13 protein-coding genes and 1 pseudogene are annotated in these 11,951 nt (G+C 33.1%); 5 read left to right on the top strand and 9 right to left on the bottom strand.

Annotation, left to right across the window (positions count from 1 at the left end; translation table 11 throughout):
* Positions 1-26: 26 nt before the first annotated feature.
* From KDK92_RS15810 to KDK92_RS15800, 3 genes are all read right to left on the bottom strand, one after another.
* Positions 27-1,169 (bottom strand): sensor histidine kinase, encoded by a 1,143-nt coding sequence (locus KDK92_RS15810; protein ID WP_250860549.1) that lies wholly within the window; start codon positions 1,167-1,169, stop codon positions 27-29.
* Positions 1,169-1,879, bottom strand: coding sequence for a LytR/AlgR family response regulator transcription factor (locus KDK92_RS15805; RefSeq protein WP_250860308.1), 711 nt, complete (start codon positions 1,877-1,879; stop codon positions 1,169-1,171). Before KDK92_RS15805 ends, KDK92_RS15810 begins: the two co-directional genes overlap by 1 nt.
* Before the next feature lie 350 nt (positions 1,880-2,229).
* The gene (locus KDK92_RS15800; protein WP_276576006.1) at positions 2,230-2,580 is read right to left on the bottom strand and encodes a winged helix-turn-helix transcriptional regulator; all 351 of its coding nucleotides are present in this window, start codon (positions 2,578-2,580) and stop codon (positions 2,230-2,232) included.
* Positions 2,581-3,037: 457 nt separating this feature from the next.
* Between KDK92_RS15800 and KDK92_RS15795 the strand changes: the two genes are divergently transcribed.
* From KDK92_RS15795 to KDK92_RS15785, 3 genes are all read left to right on the top strand, one after another.
* On the top strand, positions 3,038-4,006 hold the full coding sequence (locus tag KDK92_RS15795) for a haloalkane dehalogenase (RefSeq protein WP_250860307.1): 969 nt from the start codon (positions 3,038-3,040) through the stop codon (positions 4,004-4,006).
* 44 nt (positions 4,007-4,050) lie between these two features.
* A complete protein-coding gene (locus tag KDK92_RS15790; RefSeq protein WP_250860306.1) occupies positions 4,051-4,662 on the top strand; it encodes a short chain dehydrogenase in 612 nt (203 codons plus the stop codon).
* Positions 4,663-4,758: 96 nt separating this feature from the next.
* Positions 4,759-5,553, top strand: a complete 795-nt coding sequence (locus KDK92_RS15785; protein WP_250860305.1) for an EFR1 family ferrodoxin — start codon at positions 4,759-4,761, stop codon at positions 5,551-5,553.
* A 234-nt stretch (positions 5,554-5,787) separates the two neighbouring features.
* On the opposite strand, the pseudogene KDK92_RS15780 reads toward KDK92_RS15785, so the two are convergent.
* The 6 genes and pseudogenes from KDK92_RS15780 to KDK92_RS15755 form a co-directional block, all read right to left on the bottom strand.
* Positions 5,788-5,898 (bottom strand): annotated as a pseudogene (locus tag KDK92_RS15780) (transposase); the annotation flags it as partial.
* A 141-nt stretch (positions 5,899-6,039) separates the two neighbouring features.
* Positions 6,040-6,489: an NUDIX hydrolase gene (locus KDK92_RS15775; protein ID WP_250860303.1), complete on the bottom strand. Its 450-nt coding sequence runs from the start codon at positions 6,487-6,489 to the stop codon at positions 6,040-6,042.
* An 812-nt stretch (positions 6,490-7,301) separates the two neighbouring features.
* Positions 7,302-7,703: a pyridoxamine 5'-phosphate oxidase family protein gene (locus KDK92_RS15770; protein WP_250860302.1), complete on the bottom strand. Its 402-nt coding sequence runs from the start codon at positions 7,701-7,703 to the stop codon at positions 7,302-7,304.
* A 50-nt stretch (positions 7,704-7,753) separates the two neighbouring features.
* Positions 7,754-7,948, bottom strand: a complete 195-nt coding sequence (locus tag KDK92_RS15765) for a tautomerase family protein (protein WP_250860301.1) — start codon at positions 7,946-7,948, stop codon at positions 7,754-7,756.
* A gap of 38 nt (positions 7,949-7,986) precedes the next feature.
* A complete protein-coding gene (locus tag KDK92_RS15760) occupies positions 7,987-8,199 on the bottom strand; it encodes a tautomerase family protein (protein WP_250860300.1) in 213 nt (70 codons plus the stop codon).
* 71 nt (positions 8,200-8,270) lie between these two features.
* Entirely contained in the window at positions 8,271-9,332 is a 1,062-nt protein-coding gene (locus tag KDK92_RS15755; protein WP_250860299.1) for an NADH:flavin oxidoreductase, read from the bottom strand.
* A 573-nt stretch (positions 9,333-9,905) separates the two neighbouring features.
* Between KDK92_RS15755 and KDK92_RS15750 the strand changes: the two genes are divergently transcribed.
* Both KDK92_RS15750 and KDK92_RS15745 read left to right on the top strand, forming a co-directional pair.
* The gene (locus tag KDK92_RS15750; RefSeq protein ID WP_250860298.1) at positions 9,906-10,661 is read left to right on the top strand and encodes an SCP2 sterol-binding domain-containing protein; all 756 of its coding nucleotides are present in this window, start codon (positions 9,906-9,908) and stop codon (positions 10,659-10,661) included.
* Between the two features lie 21 nt (positions 10,662-10,682).
* Positions 10,683-11,939 carry an aminotransferase class III-fold pyridoxal phosphate-dependent enzyme gene (locus KDK92_RS15745; RefSeq protein WP_250860297.1) on the top strand — a complete coding sequence of 419 codons (1,257 nt, stop codon included), beginning with the start codon at positions 10,683-10,685 and terminating at the stop codon, positions 11,937-11,939.
* Positions 11,940-11,951: the final 12 nt, after the last annotated feature.

Genomic DNA, 11,951 nt, shown 5'->3' with positions numbered 1-11,951 from the left:
GTCAGTTTTTGTGCGTGAAATGCAATTTATAGTGGAATTGTTATCTCACTTGCAAATATTCCAGGTTCATTTTGAAGATTAAGAAACCCATCATATTTATGAACTAAAAACTGCACTCTCTTCATTCCCAGTCCATGTTCTCCACGTTTATTAGATATATAGTTTCTTTCATTGAAATCCAATTCCTCTTGTGCACTATTTTGAATAGACATGTAAAACTGCGAACCAAATACTTCTGAGTATATTCTGATGAATCGTTTATGCTCTGGTATCTTCATGCAGGACTCAATTGCATTTTCAAGAAGATTGCTTACCATTACACACATATCAATATCCTTTACCTTTAGTTCTTCTGGAAGAACTGCTTTAAAATCAACTTGAATTCCATACTTCATCATAATACTGATTTTGCTATTAAGTATTGCATCCATCATTATATTTCCTGACTTCACAAGACTGTCCACAGAATCAAGTTCTAGCTCAAGCTTAGATACGTATTCTTCTAACTCTTTAAGCTCCCCCATTGCAATATATGCCTTCATTGCCTGAATATGATTGTGATAGTCATGTCTCCATCCTCTCATATTAAGATATACATTTTTGATTTCTTCATACTGATGAGATAAAAATTTTCTCTGCATAGCATCGATGCTTTTAATGCTCTCATTATCACTTAATAGTGCATATTGATCAAATGCTAGAACAATAATAACAGCAGTTAAAACCAGATCATCTGTTATAGATATGCTTACAGCTGCAATAGATACTAAACCCAAAATGAAACTAGTATATGCATTTAACTTCTTCTTATATATAAATGTAGTCCACAAGCATACCAAAACGAATATTGATATGCCAATCCCGCTTTCACCAAAAATTCTACCTAAAATATAGAATGCTAAAATGGGAAGAAACCATTTCATCTGTTGAACAAAAATATCATTATTATAAAATATCAGATAAATAACTGCAATAAAACTTTCCATTCCTAGTATCAAAAAAACATGGTACCAAGAATCCATTTTAAATAACATGAACCCATAGTCTATCACTAAGCATGATAGCATGGCCAAAACCCCAACTGATTTAACCTTCCAGTTCTCATCAAGCCTTGTGTTTCTAACAAAAAAATAAATCAATATAAAAAGCATAATTCCTCTATAAATCATCACTTATAATCCTTTCTTCTGTAATCCATGTAAGCCTTCATTAACCCCTCCCACTTTCCTCTTGCTATGGGAATTTCTGTTCCATTTTTTATAAGTATATTCTTCTTATCTATTCTTTCAATACAATTAAGATTAACTATATAACATCTATGAGGTTTAAAAAATTTATCTTTAGAAAGCTGCTTTTCCCACTGACTCATTTTACTATTAGATACGAACTTCCCTTTAGATGTGTTTATATTAGTATTGTGATTATCACTTTCAATATATATTATCTCACTTTCATAAAAATTCACAATTCCATCTTTTGTTTTAATAGTTATAGAAGGTTCTATTAAAGATACTTTATCTTTAATTTTTTTCAGGAGCAGAGAAATACTCTCCTGTTTTATAGGCTTTAATATATATCCACAGGCATCAACCTTATACCCATCAAAAACATAATCTTTTTCTCCAGTAATAAATGCAATTGGAATATTTTCATCTTCTTTTCTTATAGCTTCTGCCAGAGAAAATCCGTTCATCTTATTCAGTATAATATCCAGCAGAACAGCATCAAATTTTTGGTCTTCAAGTGCAAACAAAAATCTCTCAGCGCTTTCAAATATGTTAAAAGATAATGTAATGCCTTCATCTTCTGCTGCTTTTTCAAGCATTGAAAGAAGATACTCCTGATGTATTTTCTCATCTTCTATTATGGCAATTTTCATATTCTACCTCCGGAATATTGTGTATAATCTTTTTTATTATATCAATTTTCCAAATCTTTGTATACGAAAACCCAGGACAGTATATCCTGGGTTTGCTATCTTTTAAACTCGTATAATCCCTGCTGAGCTACAACCTTAGATAAGTGCTTATTCCTGATATTACATTAAGTATAACGATGCAATAACATTACTCCAAGAGTTATACCCTTACATAATCATAAAAACCCACGACAAAACTGTCGTGGGTTTTTATGGTGGAGACGAATCGCATTATCCGAAATCCACTAATACTTTTATTTATGCCTTATAGTACGATTATTTTTATGATAGCGAGTTGTCGCCTTGAATCATTACTCACCTTTTTCATCAAACGTTTGTTGCAACAATTTAATATATTTTTTACCCCATTCCTCCATGGCTTGTGTCACTGGTAAAAACTCAAGGCCTATTTCCGTAAGTGAGTATTCAACTTTAGGAGGAACTTGTTTATACACTTCACGATGTACAATTCCATCTTTCTCAAGTTCTCTTAACTGCTGTGTTAAATATCCTTGTCGAATATTTGGCAACGCTCTGTGGAGTTCTCCAAATCTTATTGGACCTTCTGAAAGAAAATGAATTATAGCAAATTTCCATTTGCCTTGCATAACCATATTTGTAATTCCTACACTACAACCCATTTCAAGCAAATCTTTATTCAATGCAATCAACTCCTTTATTTTCAGTATTTCTACTAAAAAACATAGTATATCAGAAATACTATAGTACTATTCATATAAACTCTTTATAACTATAATATATTTGAAAACATATTCTCTGTCAATATTTTTAAACAGACTATATACTCCTTAGTCCATGTCCAGATAGATTCTTAAAATCATATCTAGAAAAATTGTAATTTTCCATTAATCGTTTATTAAAAATCCGCATTCTTCGCGCTGCAACTTATTATTAATAAAATTCATTTAACAGCTTAACTCCTTATTTTTCAACATTACTACTATTTATAGTAGTATGTCATATTAATTATAGTACTACACAAATTTCATCAATAGTATTATACTGAAATTAATCAAAACAATAAACATACCCATCGGAAATAAAACTAACAGATATGAAATCACATAAATATTTTTGAAATAAGGAGTGGAGTATAAAATGAGTAAAAAAATACTAACAACACCTGAGAATCGCTTTTTAAACCTTAAGGATTACCCTTTTGAATCACACTATATGGATCTTGGTGGAATGAAAATGCATTATCTCGATGAAGGTGATAAAAATAATAAAACAATTTTTCTGCTTCACGGGCAGCCCTCATGGAGTTACCTTTACCGACATATGATACCTGTATTAGTAAAAGAGGGATATCGCGTTATTGCTCCCGATTTAATAGGTTTTGGTAAATCTGACAAGCCCATTGATTCTAATGATCATTCTTATAGTGCTCATGTTAAATGGATGTCAACCTTTATTGAAAAACTAGAGATCACCCATGCAGCTGCATTTATGCAAGATTGGGGAGGTATGATTGGACTACGAGTGCTAGCCAATAATCCAAAATGGTTGGATCGTCTAATTATTGCCAATACTGCCCTAGCAGAAGTTAAAAGTTTTCAAAGATGGATGATGCCTAAAATGCTTAAACTTCTAAGAACAACAAGTGGCAAACCAACACTTCATTCACTTGAACAAAAGATGAATTATGGCAATTGGGCTGGATATTTCACTCATTCAGAAAAACTTGAAATAGGTAATATCATGCAGTTACTTACTACGAAAGAGTTAACTCAAGATGAGATGGATGCCTATGATGCACCATTCCCAACGCCGGAGTATTATGCTGGTCCCCGTAAAATGCCTGAAATTGTAGCAACAGATTTGGATAAGGCATACTCTGATTGGCAGGAACTAAAAAAATGGTCAAATCCTGTTCTTACACTTTTTAGTGATAAGGATCCATTCCTTGCAGATCAAGGATATGACAAGTTATTCCAAAATAACTTTCCTGGTGCAGCAGGACAGCCACATATTACAGTAACAAATGCATCACACTTCTTACAAGAAGATCAATCAAAAGAATTAGTTAATAGAATTTTAAAATGGCTTAGTCAAACCAAATTTTAATATAAAGTATAAACAATAAAATAATAAAAAGAGGATGATATAATATGAAAATTTTAATAATTGGTGGAACAGGTACAATAGGAACCTCAGTAGCTTCACTTCTAAAAAAGGACAATCATGAGGTTATTACTGTTGGTAGATCGAGCGGCGATATTCATGCAGATATAATGAATAAAGAATCACTTGAGAAAATGTTCACTGAAGTTGGAGAAATCGATGGCATCATTTCAACATGTGGTGGTTCAGGAATAAGACCATTCCATTTGCAAAATGATGATGACATCAATCTAGCGATAAACAGTAAGCTCAAAGGTCAGATTGATGTAATCCGCCTAGGTGTACACAAAGTAAAAGAAAATGGTTTCATACTTGTAACTACTGGTACTGCAAGCCATACTTTCATCCCTGGTGCATCGTTAATAACGATGTCAAATACTGGACTTGAAGGATATGTAAGAGCTATTAACATTGAACAGTATAGAGGTGTTAGAATAAATGCTGTAAGTCCAGCATTTGTCAAGGAAACTGCTGAGTTAATGGGCATGGAAATTCCTAATTCAATTCCTGCAGCTGACACTGCATCTGTTTATAAAATGGTTATGGAATCAAATGAATCAGGCATTGTCGCAGATGTTCCTAAGTACTTGAATCTGTAACATTTAGCATTATATTTAAGTTATAAAGATGTCTAACTCACTTCTAATCGTATAGTATAGAAGTGAGTAATATTTAAACAAATAAGGAGTCATAATATGAAAACAGAACTATACTATTTTACTGGAACAGGTAACGGGCTGCATATTGCAAAGTCAGTTAAGGAGAGTTTAGTTCAGAGAAATGAAGCAGTTGAACTAATTCCCATAAACACTCTTAATCTTTCCCAATCGCTACACTCAAGTGCTAATCGTATAGGCATTATATATCCAACTTATGCTATGACTGCCCCAGCTATTGTAAAAAGATTTGCTGAGAAACTTCGCGTGTCATCAAAATCTTATGTATTTACGTATGCTCATTGTGGTGGCGGAGGGGCTGGAGGTGCTACTTCAAGTATTGTAGATATACTATCTGATAACGACATCATCGTCACCAACACATTTCAAACAAGGTTTCCAAGTAATAGTACACTTTTTAAATACACTGATGAAAAGCTTGAATCGATTTTATCTAAATCGGAAGTTTCCGTTAAGGAAAATGTTCGCGCAATTGTCGATATGGTAGAGAACATCAGACCAAAGTCAAACTCACTGAATAGAGCTTCTAGAAAAATGAGCGGGATATTTTCTTCAGCGTTAGAGAACCATCTTCAATTTAAGGTTATTGAAGCAAATGATAATTGCAATGGTTGCTCTGTTTGCTCAAAAGTCTGTCCCATGGAGAATATTGAAATGAATGGCAAACCCCAGTTCAAATCAAACTGCGAAATGTGCTTTGCATGCATTAATAACTGTCCTCAAAAATCCTTGGGCTTTAAAAAGATGAACCGTAAGGACTTTAAACCTTATAGACATCCAAATGTTAATGTCAAGGAGCTTATGTATCGCTAGGATTAAATTGAATAGGTTACACTTTATTGATTATTAAACATAAAAAGCTGAGTCAGTCTATATCTATATCTGACCCAGCTTTTTTTATTATAATTTCATTATTCTTAATGCATCTAATTTAATAATATAACACGTGCCATTACTATTAGTTTTTACTAGAATTCATTTCTCTATTATCGACTTTTTTAAGCTCTTTTCAAATCAGAGACATGTTATAAATTAATACCTCTTTGACTCATTTACACCAATATCTTTTGCTACATGTGATGCTTTTTTCCCTTGCTCGGTTACCAATTTTATTATGTCTTTTTTATATTCTACTGAAAAACTGCTTCTTTTACCCATTAAATAAACACATCCTTTTCATATCTATATTATACATACTTTTTTATGTGTCTAACAAATTGGGTATACTCCAGGTTTGGCATGGACAATAATAGCAACACTTCTGTTAGGAGATGTTAATTACATTGTAGCCAATAACTCTTAATTCGTCTGCCTAAGTAATCTTATATTCAATTCCCACAAAGCTGATCTATTACTATCATACTTTAGTAATTCCATTGCTTCATCATACGAGACCCACTTGAATCCCTTATGTTCAGAGGAAATTTCCAATTTATCACTTATAACATTAACACCAAAACTATATTCTTCAACAACATAAACATCGTCACCCCAAATGAATCCACCTGCACAATGCTCTACAGGAATTGTAGTTCTTGAATCTAACTCAATTAAAGCAGAATTCAATGGAATCCTGGCTTCTTCGTAAGCCTCTCTACGAGCAGATTCAATAATAGACTCATCAAAATCTTCACCACCACCGGCGATCCATTGCCAACATTTCATATCGCTTCTACTAAAGATGGCGAACTTAATATCATCATTGATAATTTTATATGGTATTACTAAAACTTGATATGGTTCTCTCATATTCGTTCCTTTCAATTCTTAAGTAATTGTTATCACCTAACATTCCGAGACTGGATGCCGTCTGGCATCCTTCATTTTGGATTGGCATGGACAACATTTCAATAATTTTTTAGCTCTCTCATCATCATCCTCTTAATGAAATGGATACGAACAATATGCCTCTAAGTAAACCTCATAACTTATTTCTCCAGAATTTAGGAATAATATTATTATACTCTAAAAAACTTATATTTACAATTGTCATATCTGGAATGTTTCAACTTCTAATCAAACATTTTAGTTTCGAAGTATATGATTCACTCTAAATAATCTAAAACCATTGTAAAAGAGTCAATAAGAACTCTTTATCTTATTGACTCTAATAACTTTAGACATTAATTTACAACAACCACCACACCTACTACTTCAACTTTAGCAGTGAGCAGCACTCCACATGTGTAGTATATATAGTAACTCTAAAAAAACCTCTGTTATTTATTATACGGTTCACCATATCCTCCATTATAATCAATTCTATGCTCTATGATTGTTTTGTTTAATATGACTATACTTACTTATGGTAAGGTTAAATGCAGTTGGTATAACCGCAGTTTATCATATACAACTCATCATTCTTAATCTTCTCTGATTTGTATTTCCTGGTAGTTCTTCTTGTCTTAATTACATCAAGTATCTGATTCATTGTATTCTCCTTTTTTATTTATTCGTTCATGAAAAACACTTTTCTAAACAAATGTCGGGAGCCTGCCCCATGTATATGCTCGTATTAATTTATATAATCTTAGTAAAATTTTTTGCTCATTAATAATGATTTAGAATTTTATCTCTTCTATAACATTGCCTAAACCACCATGCAAGCTTGCCACACCGTCGTAAATGCAGAAGGCTTCAAACCTTGGATTATCTGATGACTTATATACTGATTTTAAAAGTGGTTCATATTCAAACATTTCATCTTTAAGTTCTTGACTATCTGAAAATTCAACCTTACCTCTAAGTCTTAGCCATTTCATGTCGTCGCCCATTACAGCAAATCCAGCAGTTGGATTTGCTTTTAATTCTTTAAACACTTCTTTGTCATTTGCAGTACCAAATATGAACTTTCCATCTTTTTCAAAAATAAAATGGAAAGGTCTCATAACCACTTGACCATCTTTAATTGTTGCAAACTGTCCTACTCTATTTTTATTTAAATATTCAACTACTTTACTCATTTTGTTACCTCCTATATTTGGGGTTATTGTATTGATTTCGTTAATAATTTCTACTTTTGTGCAAATACTTCTGCAGCCGTTTTTTTACCTATTCCTAAAGCATCTAATGGCAACTCATTTATTAACACCGAATTTCCATGCTCTGGTGTTCCTGTAATCTCCATTGATACTTCTGTCAATCGTCTAATCAGTTCTTTCTTTTCTTCGGTTGTCATCGGACCTGAAGTTACGTTAATTACTGGCATTTAATCATCCTCCTAAAACTGTGTATTTCATAGTTTGATTACTCGGCAACGTGGTTCATTTTGCTCTCAACCATCTCTGCAACGGTTAACTTACCCATTCCTAAAGCATCTATTGGCAACTCATCAATCAGCACAATATGTGCTTGTTCAGGTGCTCCAAGAACCTCCATTGTTACTTCTGTCATTTGTCGAACCATTTCTTTCTTTTGTTCGGTTGTTAATGGTGACGTAGTTACTCTAATTAGTGGCATCTTGTTATCCTCCTTAAAATTACAATTCATTGTTTATTTACTCACCAACGCATTACTATTATAGATTGACGTTAAGCATTTTGAATACATCGGATACCCTTAGGACCATTACACTGGAAACAAGTATTACATCTTGTATTTTCTCCATTTTTAAATCTGCGGACCAAATCTTGATCTGCTATAAATGGTCTACTGAAAGAAACTGCTTCAATGTTTCCACTATTAATGAGTTCTTGTGCCGCTCTTTCGCTACGAATGCCTCCGATGGTAATAAGAGGTGCTTCAATCTCTTTAGCAAGTTCAATGAATTGATCTTTTAAGTAAGGTTCTCCTCCATTGTAGTCAGCAGTGGGAGCTGTTTCACCAACGATTCCGCCACAGGCTTCAATAGCATCGTACCCTAATATTGCCAAATGTTTCGCAATTTCTTTACCTTCTGAGAACTCAAGTCCTTTAACACCATCTTTCATAAGGTCATCTATTGATAATTTAATGAAAACCGGGTAATCATCACCACATTTTTGGGCAATAACCTCTCGAATTTCGCCCAATATCCTCGAACGATTTTCAATAGATCCACCGTATTCATCTGAACGTCTATTATAGTAAGGTGATAAAAATTTATTAAGCAAGAACCCAGCTGATCCTTGAATTTGAACACCATCAAAACCTGCCAATTGACTTCGATATGCTGCATCTCCAAATCGATTTACAATCGTATCAATATCTTCTTTCGTCATCACTTTTGGGATAATTTTAGAGAATCTATCTTGAACCGCAGATGGTCCAACCGGCTCGTAGTCAGGTTTTAAAAATACAATAGGTCCGCCATGTAAAAGTTGAGAAACAATTTTACCCCCAGCTTCATGAACAGCATCTGTCAATTCTTTGAATGGCACAATACAAGAATCGTCGCAGATTCTCATTGAGTTTGTGAATACTTTTTCTTCTGTTACTTCCAATCCACTTGTTACTATTAAGCCCACTTCTTCCTGAGCCAGTTTCTTGTATAGATTAATGATCTCAGGTGTAACTGATCCATCAAGAGATATGCTCTCGTGAGTTGCTGAACGTACAAATCGGTTTCTAACTTCAATACCTCCTAATAGAGTCTTTTCGTATAATGATTTCATTTGAATGCCTCCTCCGTTATAGATTCTCTTTCTTAGCAAACTAGCTCAGAAATTTATCAATATTTATCGATGTGTCTCGTTGATTACAAGTTAATTGTATTACCATCCCATCATTATCACAAGTACTATAATTAATCGTATATAGTACTATAAAACGGAGTAAAGGCGATTTTAGTACCTTTACCCGTATTATAAAATTTATTTTTTTACCTAATCTGATTTTTCATGACTATCTCATTTTTATGTATATATTTAGTACAAGATTTTTAATTAAACATAAAAAAAGTGATCAGCAAAATTCATTTAGCTGACCACTTTTTTATACCTATCTATCCACTCTATCCACCTTTATGTACTGAAAAATCAAAATATAATCACGATGCTTGTCTTTACTTATGGTGCTGTTCACCTCTATTTATCCAAAATATCAAATAAAAAAACCACAACATTTAGAGAGTTTTTTTACTATCTTTAAAAATACGTTCTATTATATATCAAAAAAACATATTTATAGAGTGAGTGCTCGTTCTATATTAATTATTAAAGTGTTTATATTTTGAAGGGAGGTTTAAAATGACTGATCAATTGACTAAAGCTAATATTAATCTTTATGCTGTATTGCGTAATCTTGAAGACCTATGTGAATTAGACAATGAAATGAAAGAACTAATAAAAGGTAAGAATATTTCAATTCAATTTTCAGTAAAAAATGGACCAAAAGCATTTCTCTCCTTTAAGGATGATAAATGTGTATTTACGAGGGGTAAAGGAAAATGTAACTTGAAGCTTTATTTTAAGTCACCAGAACATTTCAATGCTATGATTGACGGTAATGCAAATCCAATTCCTACAAAGGGATTCACAAAGATAAAATTTCTTACCAATGAATTTGTCACACTTACCAATAAACTCTCCTACTATTTAAAACCAACAGAAGAACTCTTAGAGGATAATTCATATATGAAAATAAATACAATATTATCATCCTATGCTGCATTCTTTGCACTATGTGAAATAGGAAATACAGACAGAATAGGAAAATTAAATGCTAGCAGAATTCCCAATGGAGTCATAGGGGTTTCTGTATTAAATGGTGGACCATCAATAAAAATAAGTGTAAAAAACGGTCATTTGGAAGCACAAAAAGGCCCTGTTTCTTCTCCAAGGTCTTCAATGATTTTCGCAGATATTGAAACTGCAAATGCTGTCTTGAATGGAAATATTGATTCTTACACCTGTATTGCTACAGGAAGACTGCAAATGAAAGGTTTTATCCCAATGCTTGATAATCTTAATAAATTACTTGGCCAAGTACCATCATACCTATAGCGATATTGAAAGGAGTTAACTATGAAATTATATAAATATGAGAAAAATTTAGAATTATTTAAAAGAGCTTTAAAAGTTATTCCTACTGGTATTTATGGACATCTTGGACCTGTGGAAGGATGTTATATACCTACTAGCGCATATCCTTTCTACTCTGAACGTGCAAAAGGTTCTTACTTCTGGGATGTAGATGGAAATAGATTTATAGATTATATGTGTGCCTATGGTCCAAACGTTCTTGGATATAACGATGATGTAGTTGATAATGCAGTTAAAGAACAACTTAAACTAGGAAACTGTACTACTGCTCCATCTACTAAAATGATAGAATTTGCTGAACTAATGGTAGATACAGTTGAAATGGCCGACTGGGCTTTCTTTGCCAAGAACGGAGGAGACGTTACTAGCTTTGCTCTTATGGTTGCTAAAGCCGCTACTGGCAGAAAAAAAACAATTCTCGTTAAAGGTGGATATCATGGTGTTGCACCTTGGACACAGAAACTAGGTTGCCCTGGAATAGTTGAAGAAGATATAGCTAATAACATATACGTAAACTGGAATAACTACGAAGAGGTTGAAAAGATTGTTAAAGATAATCCTGATGAGATAGCATGCTTTATGGCTACACCTTATCACCATCCTGTATTCCAAGATAATGAACTACCTCAAAAAGATTACTGGCAAAAAATAAGGAAGTTATGTACAGACAATGGTATTGTACTTGCTATTGATGATGTTCGATGTGGTTTTAGATTAGATATGGCTGGCTCAGATCATTACTTTGGATTCAAAGCAGATCTAATGTGTTTCTGTAAGGCTTTAGGAAATGGTTGGAACTTCTCAACTCTTTGTGGTACAGATGCACTAAGAGATGCTGCTTCTTCCGTTATGTATACTGGCAGTTATTGGCTCTCAGCTGCCCCCTTTGCAGCTGGAATCGCTTGTATCAATAAACTTAAAGAAATTAATGGACCAAAGCTTATGCAAGAAAAAGGCAAAAAGCTAACTGACGGTCTAGTTGAAATAGGAAAAAAATATGGTTTTGATTTAAAAGTTAGTGGTATCCCTTCTATGTGGTATATGAGAATCACTAATGATGACTCTCTTACACTCCATCAAGAATGGATAGCTGAATGTGTAAGAAGAGGTGCTTTCTTTGCAGCACATCATAATTTATTTATAAACTGCTCACTCAGTAATGAAGATATAAAACTTACTCATGAGATTGCAGAAGAGGCGTTTAAAGTAGTTAAGTCTAACCATCCTGAAATCAAATAAATTTATAATATT

This window comes from Oceanirhabdus seepicola, from assembly GCF_023684385.1.
Classification (GTDB): Bacteria; Bacillota; Clostridia; order Clostridiales; family Clostridiaceae; genus Oceanirhabdus; species Oceanirhabdus seepicola.
Note: the sequence above shows the minus strand (reverse complement) of the source record. Positions and strands in the feature narration are given on the sequence as shown.